At 69.6% G+C, this 18,800-nt stretch carries 16 protein-coding genes; 6 read left to right on the forward strand and 10 right to left on the reverse strand.

The window, feature by feature from the left end; all coding sequences use genetic code 11:
- Window positions 1–242: 242 nt before the first annotated feature.
- Both OG219_RS09240 and OG219_RS09245 read right to left on the reverse strand, forming a co-directional pair.
- Entirely contained in the window at window positions 243–1,598 is a 1,356-nt protein-coding gene (locus OG219_RS09240) for a replication-associated recombination protein A (protein ID WP_266824776.1), read from the reverse strand.
- Between the two features lie 44 nt (window positions 1,599–1,642).
- The gene (locus OG219_RS09245) at window positions 1,643–2,284 is read right to left on the reverse strand and encodes a vitamin K epoxide reductase family protein (RefSeq protein ID WP_266824778.1); all 642 of its coding nucleotides are present in this window, start codon (window positions 2,282–2,284) and stop codon (window positions 1,643–1,645) included.
- A 139-nt stretch (window positions 2,285–2,423) separates the two neighbouring features.
- Between OG219_RS09245 and OG219_RS09250 the strand changes: the two genes are divergently transcribed.
- The 4 genes from OG219_RS09250 to OG219_RS09265 are packed head-to-tail and all read left to right on the forward strand — an operon-like array spanning window position 2,424 to window position 6,035.
- A complete protein-coding gene (locus OG219_RS09250; RefSeq protein ID WP_266824780.1) occupies window positions 2,424–3,290 on the forward strand; it encodes an ABC transporter ATP-binding protein in 867 nt (288 codons plus the stop codon).
- Window positions 3,287–4,132, forward strand: coding sequence for an ABC transporter permease (locus OG219_RS09255; protein WP_266824782.1), 846 nt, complete (start codon window positions 3,287–3,289; stop codon window positions 4,130–4,132). The genes OG219_RS09250 and OG219_RS09255 overlap by 4 nt, the downstream gene beginning before the upstream one ends.
- Window positions 4,129–5,415, forward strand: coding sequence for a sensor histidine kinase (locus tag OG219_RS09260; RefSeq protein ID WP_266824784.1), 1,287 nt, complete (start codon window positions 4,129–4,131; stop codon window positions 5,413–5,415). The genes OG219_RS09255 and OG219_RS09260 overlap by 4 nt, the downstream gene beginning before the upstream one ends.
- Window positions 5,412–6,035: a response regulator transcription factor gene (locus OG219_RS09265; protein WP_266824786.1), complete on the forward strand. Its 624-nt coding sequence runs from the start codon at window positions 5,412–5,414 to the stop codon at window positions 6,033–6,035. The genes OG219_RS09260 and OG219_RS09265 overlap by 4 nt, the downstream gene beginning before the upstream one ends.
- 144 nt (window positions 6,036–6,179) lie before the next feature.
- Here the strand turns inward: OG219_RS09265 and hisS are convergent, their stop codons facing one another.
- Together hisS and OG219_RS09275 are read right to left on the reverse strand one after the other, a co-directional pair.
- Entirely contained in the window at window positions 6,180–7,442 is a 1,263-nt protein-coding gene (gene hisS / locus OG219_RS09270) for a histidine--tRNA ligase (RefSeq protein WP_266824788.1), read from the reverse strand.
- A 13-nt stretch (window positions 7,443–7,455) separates the two neighbouring features.
- Window positions 7,456–8,163, reverse strand: a complete 708-nt coding sequence (locus OG219_RS09275) for an MBL fold metallo-hydrolase (RefSeq protein WP_266824790.1) — start codon at window positions 8,161–8,163, stop codon at window positions 7,456–7,458.
- Window positions 8,164–8,350: 187 nt separating this feature from the next.
- Here OG219_RS09275 and OG219_RS09280 point away from each other — a divergent pair, with 187 nt between their 5' ends.
- Window positions 8,351–9,190: a peptidylprolyl isomerase gene (locus tag OG219_RS09280; protein ID WP_266824792.1), complete on the forward strand. Its 840-nt coding sequence runs from the start codon at window positions 8,351–8,353 to the stop codon at window positions 9,188–9,190.
- A gap of 135 nt (window positions 9,191–9,325) precedes the next feature.
- Window positions 9,326–10,555 (forward strand): DUF349 domain-containing protein, encoded by a 1,230-nt coding sequence (locus OG219_RS09285; protein WP_266824794.1) that lies wholly within the window; start codon window positions 9,326–9,328, stop codon window positions 10,553–10,555.
- A gap of 103 nt (window positions 10,556–10,658) precedes the next feature.
- Here the strand turns inward: OG219_RS09285 and OG219_RS09290 are convergent, their stop codons facing one another.
- From OG219_RS09290 to ruvB, 6 genes are all read right to left on the reverse strand, one after another.
- Window positions 10,659–13,190, reverse strand: coding sequence for a bifunctional (p)ppGpp synthetase/guanosine-3',5'-bis(diphosphate) 3'-pyrophosphohydrolase (locus OG219_RS09290; protein ID WP_266824796.1), 2,532 nt, complete (start codon window positions 13,188–13,190; stop codon window positions 10,659–10,661).
- A gap of 231 nt (window positions 13,191–13,421) precedes the next feature.
- Window positions 13,422–13,961: an adenine phosphoribosyltransferase gene (locus tag OG219_RS09295; RefSeq protein ID WP_266824797.1), complete on the reverse strand. Its 540-nt coding sequence runs from the start codon at window positions 13,959–13,961 to the stop codon at window positions 13,422–13,424.
- Window positions 13,958–15,073, reverse strand: coding sequence for a protein translocase subunit SecF (secF, locus tag OG219_RS09300; protein ID WP_266824799.1), 1,116 nt, complete (start codon window positions 15,071–15,073; stop codon window positions 13,958–13,960). The genes OG219_RS09295 and secF overlap by 4 nt, the downstream gene beginning before the upstream one ends.
- A gap of 1 nt (window position 15,074) precedes the next feature.
- Window positions 15,075–16,853, reverse strand: coding sequence for a protein translocase subunit SecD (secD, locus tag OG219_RS09305; RefSeq protein ID WP_266824801.1), 1,779 nt, complete (start codon window positions 16,851–16,853; stop codon window positions 15,075–15,077).
- Between the two features lie 141 nt (window positions 16,854–16,994).
- Window positions 16,995–17,519: a preprotein translocase subunit YajC gene (yajC, locus tag OG219_RS09310; protein WP_266824802.1), complete on the reverse strand. Its 525-nt coding sequence runs from the start codon at window positions 17,517–17,519 to the stop codon at window positions 16,995–16,997.
- 164 nt (window positions 17,520–17,683) lie between these two features.
- A complete protein-coding gene (ruvB, locus tag OG219_RS09315; protein ID WP_266824804.1) occupies window positions 17,684–18,754 on the reverse strand; it encodes a Holliday junction branch migration DNA helicase RuvB in 1,071 nt (356 codons plus the stop codon).
- Between the last annotated feature and the right edge of the window lie 46 nt (window positions 18,755–18,800).

Here is an 18,800-nt window from a genome sequence, read left to right on the forward strand (position 1 = left end):
GGCCCTTGTGGACCTGCTGGGCAGCCGCTCCCTGGACTGGGCACATACGTGCAGCACGCGAGTGGCCCACCGACCGTTTCCCGGTACCGGGAGGGTGGTGGGCTGCCCGCGACACCTTCGACGGTGCGCGACGCTCCTGGAATCCCCCCGTGGAGGCGGGGGCTCCGGCTGGATGTCCCGTTCTGGTGGTGCCGACCGGAGCCGGACACGGGACGCAGCGCTTCGAGGATTCTACAGGGTGGTCAGGCCCGCCCTCGACCGAGGTGCTTCCTGGTCCATTCCACCGCGTCCGCGTAGCGCGCCTCGGCGCCGTGGCGGGTCGGCGTGTAGTACTCCCGGTCCTTGAGCTCCTCCGGGGCGTACTGCTGGGAGGCGATGCCCTCGGGCAGGTCGTGCGGATACACGTACCCCTGTGCGTGCCCGAGCTTGGCCGCGCCCTTGTAGTGCCCGTCCCGCAGGTGCATCGGCACCGGTCCCGCGTGCCCCTTGCGTACGTCCTCCATGGCGGCGCCGATCGCCGTCGTCGCGGCGTTCGACTTGGGCGCCAGGGCGAGGGCGATGGTGGCGTGGCTGAGGGTGAGGGCGGCCTCGGGGAAGCCGATCATCGCGACGGCCTGGGCGGCCGCGACGGCTATGGGCAGCGCGTTCGGATCGGCCAGGCCGATGTCCTCGCTGGCGGAGATCATCAGGCGGCGGGCGATGAAGCGGGGGTCCTCACCGGCCTCGATCATCCGGGCCAGATAGTGCAGGGCCGCGTCCACGTCGGAGCCGCGGATGGACTTGATGAGCGCGCTCGCCACGTCGTAGTGCTGGTCGCCGTCGCGGTCGTACGTCACCGCGGCCCGGTCGACCGTTTCCTCCAGGGTCTGGAGGGTGATCTCCGGCTCCCCCTTGTCGAGCGCGGCCCCGGCGGCGGCCTCCAGGGCGGTCAGGGCACGGCGGGCGTCGCCGCCGGCGATCCGCAGAAGGTGCTCAGCGGTGTCCTCGGGGAGGGTGACAGCATCCTTGAGGCCGCGCTCGTCGCTGAGTGCGCGCTTGAGGAGGCCGCGCAGGTCGTCGTCGCTGAGCGGTTCGAGGGTGAGGAGGAGGGAGCGCGAGAGCAGAGGTGAGATCACCGAGAAGTACGGGTTCTCGGTGGTCGCCGCGATCAGCGTCACCCAGCGGTTCTCGACGGCCGGGAGGAGCGAGTCCTGCTGGGCCTTGCTGAAGCGGTGGATCTCGTCGAGGAAGAGGACGGTCTCCTTGCCGAAGCCGCCGGTGGCACGGCGCGCGCTTTCGATGACGGCGCGCACTTCCTTGACGCCCGCGGTGATCGCGGAGAGTTCGACGAAGCGCTTGTTCGTCGCCTTGGAGACCACGTACGCCAAGGTCGTCTTGCCGGTGCCGGGCGGGCCCCAGAGGATCACCGAGGAGGGCCCGGCCGGGCCCCCGCCGCTCTCCTCGACCAGTCGACGCAGGGGTGAGCCCGGCTTCAGCAGATGCTGCTGGCCCACGACCTCGTCGAGGACACGCGGGCGCATCCGGACCGCCAGGGGACTGCTGGACGGGTCCTTCTCCTGGCGCTCTTCCGCTGCGGCGGTGAATAGGTCGGGCTCCACGTGCAAAACCCTATGTCACGCCACTGACATTGCCCTCGGCGCTGTCAGCTCATCCAGAAGTCCCACCAGCGCGTCAGGATCAGCATCCCGATGATCCCGATGTGCAGCACCGGCAGCACCCAGGTGAACTCGCCGAAGAAGCTCTTCAGCCAGCTCGGCGCGGGCAGGAAGCCGTTGCGGATGTTGGACGAGGTCACGTACCAGAACATGATGATCGTCGCGACCCAGGCCAGGCAGCACCACAGGCAGAGCGAGTTGATGCGGTACAGCGACTGGAACTGCAGCCAGGTGCAGAATCCGACGCCGAAGAGCGTGCCGAAGTTGAAGGTCAGCCAGTACCAGCGCGGGAAGGTGGCGCGCGCCAGCAGGCTCATGCCGACGCCGATCACGATGGCGTACGCCGCGAGACCGAGCATCGGGTTGGGGAACCCGAAGGCCGAGGCCTGGTCGCTCTTCATGATGTTGCCGCAGGAGACGACCGGGTTCAGGCTGCACCCGGGCACGAAGTCCGGGTTCTCCAGGAGCTTGAACTTGTCGATCGTGATGACCCACGCGGCAAGAAGGCCGGCCGCACCGGTGATCACCAGCAGCAGGGCGAGCGCACGACTGCCGCCGACCGTCCGCGGAGCGGCGGCGGTGCGGTCTTCCCGGTCGGTGGAGACGTCCTTGACTGTCGTCTTGCTCATCACGCCGTTTCCGTAGCTTCGAAGGGGCCCCCGGGCACGGACATTGTGCCGCACGCGCGCGTGTGTCCACCGTTCGATGGACATAAGGAAGTACGCACGGTCGTCCCGGAGGGTTCGGTTCGGCGGGAGGCTCGTCGGCATGACAACTCATGCGGACCAACTCGCGGTGGACGTACGGGGCCTGCGCAAGCGGTACGGCGACGTGACCGCCGTCGACGGCATCGATCTCGGCATCCGGCGGGGCGAGGTGTTCGGCCTGCTCGGACCCAACGGGGCCGGCAAGAGCACGACCGTGGAGATCCTCCAGGGCAACCGGGGCCGGGACGCGGGCGAGGTCTCCGTACTCGGCGCGGACCCGGCGAAGGCCACGCGCGCGTGGCGCTCGCGGGTCGGCATCGTGTGGCAGGACGAATCCGCGCCCGCCGAGTTGACGGTGCGCGAGACCGTGCGGCATTTCGCCCGCTATTACCCGAAGCCCCGCGATCCCGAGGAAGTCATCGGTCTGGTCGGTCTGGAGGGGAAGGCCGGCAGCCGCATCAAGGCGCTGTCGGGTGGCCAGCGCAGGCGACTGGACGTGGCGCTCGGCGTGATCGGCGGCCCGGACCTGCTGCTCCTGGACGAGCCGACCACCGGCTTCGACCCGGCGGCCAGGCGACAGTTCTGGGAACTCATCCGGAAACTGGCCGACGAGGGCACGACGATCCTGCTGACCACGCACTACCTGGAGGAGGCGGAGGCGCTCGCGCACCGGCTCGCGGTCATCGCGAACGGCCAGGTCGTCGCCGAGGGCGAGCCCGCCGCGCTGCGGGAGCGCTACGGCACCGGGGCCACCGTGGAGTGGACGGAGTCCGACGGCACACCGCGCGCCGAGCACACCGACACACCCACACGTACGGTCGCGGAGCTGACCCGCCGCTTCGACGGCGAGATTCCGGGGCTGCGCGTGCTCCGCCCCACCTTGGAGGACGTCTATCTGCGACTGACCGGACAGGAGGACGGACGATGACCACGACCGCCGTACGCACACGTGGTGAGGCCATTGCCGGGCGGCTTCCCGGGGCCTGGGGGCTCGGTCTCCACCAGGGCGCCCTGGAGCTCAAGCAGTTCTTCCGCCAGCGCGAGCAGGTGGTGTTCACCTTCGCCTTCCCGGTCGTCTTCCTCTTCCTGTTCGCGTCGATCTTCAGCGACGACGTGGAGGGCGCGGGCATCACCGCCTCGCAGCTGTACGTCCCGGCGATGATGGCCGCGGGGATCATGTCCACCAGCTTCCAGTCCCTCGGCATCTCGATCGCGATCGAACGGGACGAGAGGGTGCTGCGGCGGCTGCGCGGGACGCCGATGCCACCGGCCGCGTACTTCCTCGGCAAGATCTGGCTGGTTCTCGTGACCGGCGTGCTGGAGACGGCGGTCCTGCTCCTGGTCGGCACGACGTTGTACGACGTCGATCTGCCCTCGGACATCGGCAAGTGGTTCGACTTCGCCTGGGTCTTCGTCCTGGGGCTCACGGCGTGCGCCCTGCTCGGCATCGCGATCAGCTCGGTCCCGAAGTCCGGCAGGAGCGCCACCTCCGTGGTCGTACTGCCCTTCCTGGTACTGCAGTTCATCTCCGGGGTGTACATCGCGATCGACACGATCCCGGACTGGATGCTGAACATCGGCGCGCTGTTCCCGCTGAAGTGGATGTGCCAGGGGCTGCGCGGTGTGTTCCTGCCGGAGTCGGCGAGCGTCCTTGAACAGGCGGGCAGTTGGGAGTTCGGGCGGATCGCCCTGGTGCTCGGGGCATGGTGCGTCGGAGGATTGCTGCTGTGTCTGCTGACCTTCCGGTGGAAGAACCGGCGCGACGGATGAGTGCCGGTGTCCCGGGCGGGCCACTCGACGCTCCGGGCTCGACGCCGGACGGACCGCGGGAACCGGACGGGCCTCGGGATACGCATGGGCAACGGGAGTCGAACGGGCCGCGGGAGTCGGACACCTGGGACCGCTCGTTCCTGCTGTGGGACTCGTACTTCGCGATCGTGTGGGTGGCCACCCTGGTGTTCGTGCTCGGCACGAACTATCCGGGGTGGCAGGTCCGCGTCGCCGCCGCGGGGCTGCTCCTGCTGCTGGTTCCCTGGTACGTGGCGGTCGGGCGCCCCGTCCTCACCTCCGAGCTCCCTGACGAGAGGCACGCCCTCGGCTACATCGCGGGGGCGATCGTGCTCTTCCTGCCACCCGGCGTACTGGTCGGCGAGACCCGCCTGATGACGTTCGCGCTCGTCCCCCAGTGCTTCATGGCCCTGCGCCTGCGCTGGGCCCTCACCGCCGTGACCGTCATCAACATCGCCCCGGTGGTGGGCTGGGCACTGCTGTGGTGGCCCAGCGACCATGACGTCTTCTTCAACTCAGTCTTCGCCGTGGTCACCCTCGTGTTCTCGGCGGTCCTCGGCAGCTGGATCATCCGCATCATCGAGCAGAGCCGGGAACGGGCTTCGCTGATCGCCGAGTTGGACGCCGGCCGTCATGAGATCGCCCGGCTCTCCGCCGCGCACGGTGCGCTCGCCGAGCGCGAGAGGTTCTCCCGGGAGATCCACGACACCCTCGCACAGGGCTTCACCAGCCTGCTGATGCTCGTCCAGGCCGTCGAGGCAGAGCTCGACCGCGATCTGCCGCAGGCCCGCCGACACCTTGCGCTGATGGCCGAGACCGCCCGGCAGAACCTCGCCGAGGCGCGGGCCCTGGTCACCGGAGGCACACCCGCCGACCTCGACGGCGCCTCGCTTCCCGACGCGCTGCGCCGCCTCGCCGCCCGCCATGACGCGACCGTCGAGGTGACCGGTCCCGTGCGCGCGGTCCCCGCCGCGGCCGAGGTGGTCGTCCTGCGCTCCTGCCAGGAGGCGCTGACCAACGCCCGCAAGCACGCGGGCGGTTCGGCTGCCGTCGGCATCGCCCTGGCGTACGCCGCCGGGGCCCTCACCGTGTCCGTGCGCGACGACGGCCCCGGTTTCGACCCCTCCGCGCCGGTCGGCGGCTACGGTCTGGCGGGCCTGCGCTCCCGGGCCACCGAGGTGGGCGGCACGGCGCAGGTGCGCAGTTCGCCCGGCGTCGGTACCACCGTCACCGTCCGCCTGCCCGTCCCAAGGAGTGGCTCGTGATCCGGATCGTCCTCGCCGACGACCATCCCGTCGTACGCGAAGGGCTGCGCGCGATGCTCAGCGCCGAGCCCGACCTCGAGGTGATCGCCGACGCGTCCAGCGGGCCTCAGGCGGAGGCGCTGGCCGCCGAACTCCGGCCGGACATCGTGCTCATGGACCTGCGTATGCCGGGTGGCGGGGGTGTCGACTCGATCGTCCGGATGACCGCGGCCGGGTTGCCGTGCCGGGTCGTCGTGCTGACGACGTACGAGACGGACCGGGACATCCTGCGGGCCGTGGAGGCCGGGGCGGCGGGGTATCTGCTCAAGGATCTCCCGCGTGGTGAGCTCGCGGACGCGGTTCGGGCGGCGGCTCGTGGGGAGACGGTGCTCGCCCCGTCCGTGGCGGCGCGGCTCGTCGACCAGCTCCGTACGAAGCCGGAGCGGCCGCGGCTGTCCGAGCGCGAGGCGGCTGTCCTTCGGCTGGTCGCCGAGGGGTGCACCAACGCGGAGATCGGGCGTCGGCTCTTCATCGGGGAGTCCACGGTGAAGACCCATCTGCTACGGGTCTTCGGGAAGTTGGGGGTTGACGACCGGACGGCCGCGGTCACCTCGGCGATGCGGTTGGGGTTGCTGGAGTGAGGTTTTTCGCCCCCTCCGCCCCTGCCCATTCCCGTCACTTGGGGGCTCCGCCCCCAAACCCCCGCTCCTCAAACGCCGGAGGGGCTGAAACCGGGCGGAGCCCGGAAGTACGGGATGGGCAGGGGCGGAGGGGGCGAAAAACCCTCAGCCCAGCCGCGCCCCAAGCTCCGCCACGACCCCATCCACCGCCACCGAGACCTGCTCCCCCGACTCCATGTCCTTCAACTGCACAACGCCTTCGGCGAGATCCCGCTCACCGGCGACGATCGTGTACCGCGCCCCCGACCGGTTCGCGTTCTTCATCGCGCCCTTGAGCCCCTTCGCCCCGTAGGAGAAGTCCGCCGCGACCCCCGCCTTGCGCAGCTCGGTGACCACACCGAAGAGCACCCGCCGGGCCTCCTCCCCCAGCGGCACCGCGAACACACTGGTGGACGCGGGGAGTTCGAGGGACACACCCTCGGCCTCCAGGGCGAGGACCGTACGGTCGACGCCGAGGGCCCACCCCACGGACGGCAGCGCGGGCCCGCCGATCATCTCGGAGAGACCGTCGTAGCGGCCGCCGCCGCCGACCGCGGACTGGGACCCGAGACCGTCGTGGACGAACTCGAAGGTGGTCCGGGTGTAGTAGTCGAGCCCGCGCACGAGCCTCGGGTCGTCCTCGAAGGAGACGCCCGCCGCCGTGATCAGCTCGCGCACCTCCTCGTGGTACGCCTTGCACGCGTCGCACAGGTAGTCACGCAGCAGCGGCGCACCCACCAGCTGCTTCTGGACGTCGTCGCGCTTGTCGTCGAGGACCCGCAGCGGGTTGATCTCGGCGCGGCGGAGCGTCTCCTCGTCCAGGTTCAGCCCGCGCAGGAAGTCCTGAAGGGCGGCCCGGTAGACGGGACGGCACTCCTGGTCGCCCAGGGAGTTCAGCAGGATGCGGAAGTCGCGCAGCCCGAGCGAGCGGTACGCCTGGTCGGCGAGGATGATCAACTCGGCGTCGAGCGCCGGGTCCTCGGCACCGATGGCCTCGGCGCCCACCTGTGAGAAGTGCCGGTAGCGGCCCTTCTGGGGGCGCTCGTAGCGGTAGTAGGAGCCCGAGTACCAGAGCTTGACCGGAAGGTTGCCCGCCTTGTGCAGGTTGGCCTCGAGCGCGGCGCGCAGCACGGACGCGGTGCCCTCCGGGCGCAGCGCCAGCCTGTCACCGCCCTTGGTCTCGAAGGCGTACATCTCTTTGGTCACGATGTCGGTGGACTCGCCGACCCCGCGCGCGAACAGCTCGACGTTCTCGAAGCCGGGCGTCTCGATGTAGCCGTAGCCGGAGTTGCGCAGCGGGGCCGCGATCGCCTCGCGAACGGCGAGGTACTTGGCCGACTCCGGCGGGATCAGGTCGTACGTGCCCTTGGGGGCCTTGAAGGTGCTCACGGGAAGTCTCTCGTCACATTCCTCGTCGGGGAGCGTCCGTGCTCCCGAGGCCGGCGGCCACTTCCCGCAGATACGGGTTGGTGGCGCGCTCCTGGCCGATGGTCGTCTGGGGGCCGTGGCCGGACAGCACCACGGTCGAGTCGTCGAGCGGCAGGCACACGCGGGCCAGCGAGTCGAGCATCTCGGCGTGCGAGCCGCCAGGCATGTCGGTGCGTCCGATGGAGCCGGCGAAGAGCAGATCCCCGGAGAAGAAAACGGACGGGATGTCCGTGTTCTCGGGCATCTGGAAGGCCACCGACCCCTTCGTATGGCCGGGCGCGTGCGCGACGGACAGCTCCAGGCCGGCCAGTTCCAGCCGCGCGCCGTCGGTCAGTTCATGGACGTCGTCCGGCTCCCCGACGGTCAGTTCGCCCATCAGCGGCATCCCGATGGAACGGCCGAGCGCCTTCTCCGGGTCGCTCATCATGTACCGGTCCTCGGGGTGGATCCAGGCCGGTACGTCATGCGCTCCGCACACCGGGACGACCGAGGCGACATGGTCGATGTGGCCGTGGGTCAGGATGACCGCGACGGGCTTGAGCCGATGCTTCCTGAGCGCGTCCTCGACTCCCTGGGTGGCCTGATGGCCCGGGTCGATGATCACGCACTCCTCACCCGCGCCGGGGGCGACCAGATAACAGTTGGTCCCCCAGGCCCCTGCGGGGAACCCGGCAATGAGCACGATCGTCCTTCGTTTGTGGCGTACGAGGTCATACGGCGTCGTACGGGGCGGGCGGCTGTGGATCAGAGCCTACCGGCGCTGCCGAATCCTCAGCGAACCCATATACGGTACGGGGCACACGCAGGCGGTCGGCTCACAAGACGCACGCGTCCCACTTGACGTACGAGACGCATGAGGAGAAAACCCGGTGGTCACCCAGGAGCAGCGGCGGCGTCAGCTCGCCCGGGAGAAGTTCTTGCGACAGCAGCAGCGGCGCACGGCCGCGCGGCGCAAGACACGTGCACGCAACGCCATCATCGCCTCGGTTCTCGGCGTCATCGTGGTGGGCAGCGTCGTGTCGTACGCGACCGGTGTGTTCAAGAACGACGACAGCAAGGCCGACGCGAGCGCGGAGGCGACCCCGAGCGCCTCGGCGCCGAGCGCGGCGCCGGATCCCTGCGAGAAGGCCGCCGCGGGCGAGGTGACGACGCTGACCTGGAAGAAGGAGCCGGCGATCACCATCGACAAGTCCGCGGACTACACGATGAAGATGGCGACGACCTGCGGCGAGATAGACATCGCGCTGAAGACGGCCGCGGCGCCGCACACCGTGAACTCGTTCAGCTTCCTCGCGGGCAAGGGCTTCTTCGACCACACGAAGTGCCACCGGCTCACCACCAACGGCATCTACGTGCTGCAGTGCGGTGACCCGACGGGCACCGGCTCCGGCACTCCCGGCTACACGATCCCGGACGAGAACCTGAAGGACAAAACCCTGACGGGGGGTGTGTACCCGGCGGGCACGGTGGCGATGGCCAACACGTACGACGCCACGACGGACAAGGGCCGCGACACGGGTGGCAGTCAGTTCTTCCTCGTGTACCAGGACAGTCAGCTGCCGGCCAACTACACACCGTTCGGAACTATTTCCAAGTCCGGAATGACGGTCCTGGAGAAGATCGCCAAAGCCGGCGAGAACACCGGCGCGGGCGACGGAGCACCCAACGCGACCGTCGTGATCAACAAGATGACCGTGACGAAATCCTGACCGCCAGCTGCGAAATTTCGGTCGCGCGGGATGCGGACAGCCGCCCCGCCGGTCGCCTATGTTGGCCGTGACGAAACTGTGGACGATGCCCGGGGGCGCTGACGCCTCTCGCAGGCATCATGTGGAGGAGGCGCTGTGAGCAGCGACCCGTGGGGCCGCGTCGACGAGACGGGGACCGTGTACGTGCGTACGGCCGATGGCGAGCAGGTCGTCGGTTCCTGGCAGGCCGGCTCGCCTGATGAGGCGCTGGCCTACTTCGAGCGCAAGTACGAAGGCCTGGTTGTCGAGATCGGCCTCCTCGAGAAGCGAGTGAAGACCACCGACCTGTCGGCGAAGGACGCGCAGACCGCCGTCGACCATCTGCGCGAGCAGGTGGACGCGCACCACGCGGTCGGTGACCTGGCGGCGCTGCGGCTGCGGCTGGACAAGCTCGTCGAGACGGTCGACGCGCGCCGTGAGGAGCGCAAGGCGCAGCGGGCGAAGCAGTCCGACGAGTCGCGGCACGCCAAGGAGGCGCTGGTCGTCGAGGCCGAGGAGCTGGCGCAGAGCGACCAGTGGCGCGCCGCCGGTGAACGGCTGCGGGCCCTTGTGGACACCTGGAAGGGGCTGCCGCGGCTCGACCGCAAGTCGGACGACGAGCTGTGGCACCGCTTCTCCCACGCGCGCTCGGCGTTCTCCAAGCGCCGCAAGGCGCACTTCGCCTCGTTGGACGCGCAGCGCGAGGACGCCCGCAAGGCCAAGGAGAAGCTGGTCACGGAGGCCGAGGCGCTGTCGGCCTCGACGGACTGGGGTCCGACGGCGGCGCGCTACCGCGAGCTGATGGCGGACTGGAAGGCCGCGGGCCGTGCCCAGCGCGAGCACGAGGACGATCTGTGGAACCGCTTCCGCGGCGCCCAGGACGTCTTCTTCGCCGCCCGCAGCTCGGTCTTCGCCGAGCGGGACGCCGAGCAGACGGAGAACCTGAAGCTCAAGGAGGAGCTGGCCGAGGAGGCCGAGAAGCTCGTCCCGGTGCAGGACCTGAAGGCGGCCCGCGCCGCCTTCCGCTCCATCAACGAGCGCTGGGAGGCCATCGGCCACGTGCCGCGCGACGCCCGCCCCAAGGTCGAGGGCCGGATGCACGCGGTGGAGCGGGCACTCCAGGAGTCCGAGGAGACCGAGTGGCGCCGGACGAACCCGGAGGCACGGGCGCGTGCCGAGGGTCTGACCGGTCAGCTTCAGGCAGCCGTGGACAAGTTGCAGGGCCAGATCGAGGCAGCTCGGTCGACCGGCAACACGTCCAAGGCGGACAAGCTCCAGAAGGAGCTGGACGGCCGTCAGGCGCTGCTCGACCAGGCTCTGAAGGGTTTGCAGGAGTTCGGCGGCTGAGGCCGGTCCGGGGCGGCTGGTTTTCCGCTTCTACGTAGAGGGGCTCCCGTACGTTGTGTACGGGAGCCCCTCTACGTAGTGCCCGATTCTGTGTAGTGCCCGGTTACGGCCTGCGGGCCGAGGTGACGCGGTACACGTCGTACACGCCCTCCACGCCCCTGACCGCCTTCAGGACGTGGCCCAGGTGCTTCGGGTCGCCCATCTCGAAGGTGAAGCGGGACGTGGCGACCCGGTCGCGGGACGTCTGGACGGCCGCCGACAGGATGTTGACGTGCTGGTCCGACAGGACGCGTGTGACGTCCGAGAGGAGTCGGGAGCGGTCCAGGGCCTCGACCTGGATGGCGACCAGGAAGACCGAGGACTGGGTGGGCGCCCACTCGACCTCGAGGATGCGCTCGGGTTCGCGGGACAGCGACTCGATGTTGACGCAGTCGTTGCGGTGCACGGACACACCGCTGCCTCGGGTGACGAAGCCGATGATGGGGTCACCCGGTACGGGCGTACAACAGCGGGCGAGCTTGACCCACACGTCCTCGACGCCCTTGACGACCACACCGGGGTCGGCGTTGGAACGGCGTTTGCGGCCGCGACCGCTCGGGGACGGGACGCTCTCGTCGATCTCCTCGGTGGCCGCCTCCTCGCCGCCGAGGGCCTGCACCAGCTTCTGGACGACGCTCTGGGCGGCGACATGGCCCTCGCCGATCGCCGCGTACAGGGACGAGATGTCGGGGTAGCGCATCTCGTGCGCGAGCGTGACCAGGGAGTCGCCGGTGAGGATGCGCTGGATCGGCAGGTTCTGCTTGCGCATCGCGCGGGCGATGGCGTCCTTGCCCTGCTCGATCGCCTCGTCGCGGCGCTCCTTGGAGAACCAGGCGCGGATCTTGTTGCGGGCGCGCGGGGACTTCACGAAGCCGAGCCAGTCGCGGGACGGGCCCGCGCCGGCCGCCTTCGAGGTGAAGACCTCCACCAAGTCGCCGTTGTCCAGGGTGGATTCGAGCGGGACCAGGCGTCCGTTGACCCGTGCGCCTATGGTCCGGTGGCCGACCTCCGTGTGGACCGCGTACGCGAAGTCCACCGGGGTCGCGCCCGCCGGAAGCGCTATCACGTCGCCCTTCGGCGTGAAGACGAAGACCTCGTTGCGGGACAGGTCGAAGCGCAGGGACTCGAGGAACTCGCTGGGGTCCTCGGTCTCCTTCTGCCAGTCGAGCAACTGGCGCAGCCACGCCATGTCGTTGACGCCGTCCTTGTCCTTGGCGTTGGACCTGGGCGCGTCCGTGCGCACCTTGGAGGCGCCGGCGGAGGGCTCCTGCTTGTACTTCCAGTGCGCGGCGATGCCGTACTCGGCGCGGCGGTGCATGTCGAACGTACGGATCTGCAGCTCAACGGGCTTGCCGTTGGGGCCGATCACCGTCGTGTGCAGCGACTGGTACATGTTGAACTTGGGCATCGCGATGTAGTCCTTGAACCGGCCGGGGACCGGGTTCCATCGCGCGTGCACCGTGCCGAGGGCCGCGTAGCAGTCGCGAACCGTGTCGACGAGTACGCGAATGCCCACCAGGTCGTAGATCTCCGCGAAGTCACGGCCGCGGACGATCATCTTCTGGTAGACGCTGTAGTAGTGCTTCGGGCGGCCGGTGACGGTCGCCTTGATACGGGCCGCGCGCAGGTCGGACTGGACCTCGTCGGTCACTATGGCGAGGTATTCGTCGCGCTTGGGGGCGCGCTCGGCGACCAGGCGCACGATCTCGTCGTACATCTTGGGGTAGAGGATCGCGAAGGCGAGGTCTTCCAGCTCCCACTTGATGGTGTTCATGCCCAGGCGGTGGGCGAGCGGCGCGTAGATCTCGAGGGTCTCGCGCGCCTTCTTCTCCTGCTTCTCGCGCTTGAGGTAGCGCATGGTGCGCATGTTGTGCAGGCGGTCGGCGAGCTTGATGACCAGGACGCGGGGGTCCTTGGCCATGGCGACGACCATCTTGCGTACGGTCTCGGCCTGCGCGGCCTCGCCGAACTTGACCTTGTCGAGCTTGGTGACGCCGTCGACGAGGAGGGCGACCTGGTCGCCGAAGTCACGCTTGAGCGTGTCCAGGCCGTACTCGGTGTCCTCAACGGTGTCGTGCAGCAGGCCGGCCATCAACGTGGCCGGGTCCATGCCGAGTTCGGCGAGGATCGTGGTGACGGCGAGCGGGTGCGTGATGTACGGGTCGCCGCTCTTGCGCTTCTGGCCGCGGTGCCAGCGCTCGGCGACCTGGTACGCCTTCTCGACCTGGCGGAGGGTCGCCGTCTCGATCTTCGGGTCGTTGCTGCGCACTATCCGCAGCAGCGGCTCCAGGACCGGGTTGTACGGGTTGGAGCGCTGTACGCCGAGCCGCGCGAGGCGGGCGCGTACGCGGTTGGAGGAGCCGCCGCCGGTGCGGGCGGGCTGGCCCGCGGCCGCCGGACGGACCACCGGGGTGTTCGCGGGGCGCTCGGGCTCGGGAGGGACCGGCTTGGGGCGTGGCTGCTCTGCCGCCTTGTCGTCCGGCGCGGACTGGGCGTGCTCGACCGGCCCGCGGGTGGCGTCCTTCGCGGGCGTGGCCACGGGGCCCGAGGTCGGTTCGGGCTTGGCGGCGATGAGTGGCTGGGCCTCGTCTGGCAAGAGGGCTCCTCGTGCGCGTTCCGGGTCCCCCGGTCAGGCTCCGGAGCCCCCATGGTAGCGATCCTGGGCTTCGGACTCTCTTTCGGCCGGTGAGACCGCTTCGTACAGAAGAAACACGAGAGGCGGGCGCCGGATTCCTCCGGGCCCGCCTCCGCGGTGTCCTACGGGTGTCTCAGGCCTTTCCTGAGGCCTTCCCGAGCCTTTCCACCCGGGGGTGGGGTCGGGTGGGGCTCAGACCTGCAGAAGCGCCTCCAGCGGTGCGCCCGCCAGGGACGGCACCAGGCGGTTGCGGCCGCCCAGGAAGCCGAGCTCCATCAGGACGGCGACGCCCGCGACCTCGGCACCCGCCCGGCGGATGAGCTGGAGCGAGGCCTCGGCGGTGCCGCCGGTGGCGAGGACGTCGTCGACGACCAGGACGCGGTCGCCCGCGGCCAGGTCCTCGGCGTGCACCTCGATCTCGGCGGAGCCGTACTCCAGGTCGTACGTCTGGCTCAGGGTCGCTCCGGGGAGCTTGCCCGCCTTGCGTACGGGGATGAAGCCCAGCCCGGCGCGGACGGCGACGGGAGCACCGAGGATGAAGCCGCGGGCCTCCAGGCCGACGATCTTCGTGGCCCCGCTGCGGACGGCGATGTCCGCCAGCGCGTCGGTGAGCGCCGTGAACGCCGCCGGGTCCGCCAGGAGCGGGGTGATGTCCTTGAACATCACGCCCGGCTCCGGGTAGTCGGGAACGTCGCGGATACGGCTGAGCAGCAGCTCCTCGATGCCCGTCATCGGCGCTTCCCCGAAGGACGGCCACGGCCCCGGTTGCGGGACGCGGGCTGGTTGCGGGGGCCGACGACCGCCGGGGTGGCGTCCTCCGCCTCGTCGTCGTAGCTCTCCTCGGCGACCGGCTCCTCCACGGACTCGCCCTTCGCCGCGGCCTGGGCACGCTTGGCGAGTACGCGCTTCCTGAGGGCCTTCATCTGCGGCTCGCGCTCCTTGAGGTCGGCGACGAGCGGCGTGGCGATGAAGATCGAGGAGTACGCACCGGCCGCGAGGCCGACGAACAGCGACAGCGAGATGTCGTTGAGCATGCCCGCGCCGAGAACGCCGCCGCCGATGAACAGCAGGGCGGCGACCGGGAGGAGGGCGACCACCGTGGTGTTGATGGAGCGGACCAGCGTGCCGTTGATCGAGCGGTCGGCGACATCGCTGTAGGTCCAGCGGGTCTGCTTGGTGATGTCCTTCGTCTGCTCCTTGAGGCTGTCGAAGACGACGACCGTGTCGTAGAGCGAGTAACCGAGGATCGTGAGCAGACCGATCACGGTGCCCGAGGTGACCTCGAAGCCGACCAGCGCGTAGATGCCGACCGTGATGGTGATGTCGTGGATCAGGGCGACGAGCGCGGCCACGGCCATACGCCACTCGAAGGCGATCGCCAGATAGATCACGACGAGGATCATGAAGATCACCAGGCCCTGCCAGGCCTTGTTGGCGATGTCCTCACCCCAGCTGGGGCCGACCAGGTCGGCGGCGATCTTCTCCGAGTCGACGTTCAGGTCCTTGGCGAGAACGGTCTTGATCTCGTCGGACTTGCCGGTGTCGATGCCGGCGATCTGGATGCGCAGACCGCCGTTGCCGAGCTTCTGGACGACCGCGTCGTGACCGGAGGCCTCTTCCGCGTACGTCTCGGCCTGGCTGACCGAGACGCTGGTCTTCTCGGTGGTGAAGACGGCGCCGCCCCGGAACTCGATGCCCATGTTCAGGCCGCCGACCGTCAGGCCGAGGATGGCCGTGATGGTGATCAGGATCGAGATGCTGTACCAGATGAAGCGCTTGCCGACGAAGTCGTAGCCGATCTCGCCGCGGTGGAGCCGGGCGCCGAGGGTGCCGAGCTTCGACATCTCACGCCTCCTTCGTGTCGACGGGGGCGGAGGGGCGACGGGTGCGGCGCAGTGGCGGCTTGGCGCCCAGTCGCTTCGGGTCGAGGCCGGACCAGCTGTGGCCGCTCGCGAAGAACTGCTTGCGGGCGAGGATCGTCATCAGCGGCTTGGTGAAGAAGAAGACGACGACCACGTCGAGCAGCGTGGTCAGGCCGAGCGTGAACGCGAAGCCCTGGACCTTGCCGACCGTGACGATGAAGAGCACCGCGGCGGCGAGGAACGACACGAAGTCGGAGACCAGGATGGTGCGCCGGGCACGCGGCCAGGCACGCTCGACGGCCGGGCGGAGCGTGCGCCCTTCGCGGATCTCGTCCCGGATGCGTTCGAAGAACACGATGAACGAGTCCGCCGTGATTCCGATCGCGACGATCGCACCACAGACCGCCGGCAGGTTCAGGGCGAACCCGATGGCGGGACCGAGCAGCGACATGATCACGTACGTGAGGACGGCGGAGACCAGCAGCGAGGCGATGGCGATGAGCGACAGGCCCCGGTAGTAGACCACCAGGTAGATGACGACCAGGGCCAGGCCGATCGCGCCCGCGATCAGACCGGCGTGCAGCTGCTCGCCACCGAGCGCGGCGGTCACCGTGGTGACGCTCGACTCGGTGAAGGTGAGCGGCAGGGCGCCGTACTTCAGCATGTTCGCCAGGTCCTGCGCCTCGGTCTGGTCGAAGGTGCCGGAGATCTCCGCACTGCCGCCGGTCAGCGCCTGGCTGACGTACGGGTCGGAGACGACCTCGCCGTCCAGGACGATGGCGAACTGGTTCTGCGGGGTGGTGTTCTGCGCGAGCGTGCCCGTGATCTCGGCGAACTTCTTGGAGCCACCGGACGTGAAGTCCATGGTGACCTTCCAGCCCGAGGCATCCTGCGTGCTGAAGACCGCGTCGGCCGACTTGATGTCCGTGCCGGACACCGCGGCCGGGCCGAGCACGTACTTCTGCCACTGGCCCCCGGAGTTCTGACCGCAGGCCACGGTGGAGTCGGTGGACTTGGCACCGTCACCGGCCGTGGCGCGGGCCGCCTTGTCGGTGCAGTCGAGCGCGGTGTACTCGGCCTGGAGCTTGGCGGTCGCCGCGTCCACGCTGGCGCTCGCGGACGGCGAGGCGCTGGCTTCGGCCGAGGCGCTGGCCGAGCTGGTCGCCGACGGCGTGGTGTCCGCCTTCAGGGCGTCGGTGACAGCACGGCCCTGGGAGGTGGCGGTGGCCGACGGGGTGGCGGAGGTCGCCTTGTCGGTGGCTTCCTCGGAGGCGCTGCTGGAAGGACTGCTCGACGCACTGCTCGAAGCGCTGCTGGAGGTGCTCGGCGACGGGCTGGCCGACGCGTCGGTGCCGGAGACCTCGGTGGCCAGGACCGGACGGAAGTAGAGCTTGGCGGTGGTGCCGACCTGCTCCCGGGCCTGCTCGGAGTTCGTACCCTTGGGGATGTTGACGATGATGTTCTTGTCGCCCTGGGTCTGGACCTCTGCCTCGGAGACGCCAAGACCGTTGACACGACGGTTCATGATGTCGACCGCGGTGTCCATGTTGGTCTTGTTGATCGCGTTGGGCTGGCCCGGTTCGTTCTTCGCCGTGAGCGTGATGCTCGTGCCGCCGGCGAGGTCGATGCCGAGACGCGGAGTGGTGTGCCCGGAGAGGAACATCCCCCCGGTGAGCGCCACGATGGCGATCAGGATGAGGGCCAGCGAGCGCCCCGGCCTGCTCTGGGCGCTCGCGCTCCGGCCCTTCTTCGGTGCTGCCACCTTCTCGTACTCCCTCTCGGGCCGCCTCACGCCGGGTGAGCGCGCGTGCGGCCATGACATGGTGTCGCGATTCCGTGCGAGGACCACACATCCCCTCGGCCGCGGGGCGCGAGCGGGTCGCGCCGCGGCCTGGGGGTGTGCCTACTTCGCGTCGGACTCGCCGTCGGTCTTCTTCGGCTCTGCTTCGTCGGCTTCTTCGGCCTTGGCCTCGGCGGGCTCGTCGGCCTTCGCGTCGGCGGGCTCGTCCGCGGCGTCCTTCTTGCCGAGGTCGATGGGCTTGTCGTCGGAAGCGTCGGAAGAGGCGTCGGCGGCGGGCTCGTCGGTCTCGGTGAGGGAGGAGGCGTCGTCCGGGACGACGGTGCCGTCGGACTTCAGGTCGTGCTCGACGCCGTGCACGATGCGGTTGTACTCGTCGTCGGACAGGACGGCGCCGATCGAGTTCTTGGCGAAGACGAGGTCGACGCCCGGAGCCGCGTCAAGGAGGACCGTCTCCTCGTTGACCTCCTTCACCGTCGCGTACAAGCCCCCGATGGTGCGGACGCCGGTGCCGGGCTGCATGTCATTGCGCATCTGCGCGGCCGCGTTCTGCTTGCGCTTGGCCGAGCGGGTCATCAGGAACATCGCCCCGATGAGCACGATGAACGGGAGGAGGGTCACGAGACTCACGGGTCGGAACTTCCTTCAGTCGACCGCGATGGTGAGCGGCCTGTTGGATGGGGGTATGTGCACCGCCGACAAGGGCGGCATCGGCGGAGTCTAAGCGAGTCCGCACTCAAGGAACAACGCTCAGCATCGCACCGGGGTTCCTGCACCGTGCGGTACCAGCGCCGTCACGCCCCGAACAGGTCTCCTTGTCCCTTTCCGCCGGTTGACCGGCGGGGCGGGGTGAGTCCGAGATGCGCCCATGCGGCCGGTGTCGCCACCCGGCCACGGGGAGTACGGGCGAGCAGGCCCTCCCGTACGAGGAAGGGCTCGGCGACCTCCTCCACGGTCTCACGCTCCTCCCCCACCGCGACCGCGAGCGTGGAGAGGCCGACCGGGCCGCCGCCGAAGAGCTTGAGCAGGGCTTCGAGCACGCCGCGGTCCAGGCGGTCGAGGCCGCGCGCGTCCACCTCGTAGACGGCGAGGGCCGCCGAGGCGATGTCCTTCGTGATGATGCCGTCGGCCTTGACCTGCGCGTAGTCGCGTACACGGCGCAGCAGGCGGTTGGCGATACGGGGTGTGCCCCGGGAGCGCCCCGCGATCTCGGCGGCGCCCTCGGTGCCGATCTCGACGTCGAGCAGGTGCGCCGAGCGGTGGATGACCCGCTCCAGCTCGGCGGGCTCGTAGAACTCCATGTGCGCGGTGAAGCCGAAGCGGTCGCGGAGCGGGGGCGGCAGCAGGCCCGCGCGCGTGGTGGCGCCGACCAGGGTGAACGGCGGCAGTTCGAGCGGGATGGCGGTGGCGCCGGGGCCCTTGCCGACGATGACGTCGACGCGGAAGTCCTCCATCGCCATGTAGAGCATCTCTTCGGCGGGCCGGGACATGCGGTGGATCTCGTCGAGGAACAGCACCTCGCCCTCCTGGAGCGAGGAGAGGATCGCGGCGAGGTCTCCGGCGTGCTGGATGGCGGGGCCGCTGGTGATGCGGATGGGCGCTTCCATCTCGGCCGCGATGATCATCGAGAGGGTGGTCTTGCCGAGGCCGGGGGCGCCCGAGAGGAGCACATGGTCGGCGGTGGCGCCACGCGCGCGTGCGGCACGAAGAACGAGGTCGAGCTGCTCGCGGACCTTCTCCTGGCCGATGAACTCGTCCAGGTCCTTGGGGCGCAGCGCGGCCTCGACGGCCTGGTCCTCGCGGTCGGCGACGGAGCCCACCAGCCGCTCCGCGGCGGCTTCGTCGGTCGGGTCGTCCCAGTTCATCTGCTTGTGCCTCGCGAGTGGTCGTGGGTGGGCCGGCGGCTGCGGG

The organism is Streptomyces sp. NBC_00038, assembly GCF_026343635.1.
In the GTDB taxonomy this organism is placed as follows: Bacteria; Actinomycetota; Actinomycetes; order Streptomycetales; family Streptomycetaceae; genus Streptomyces.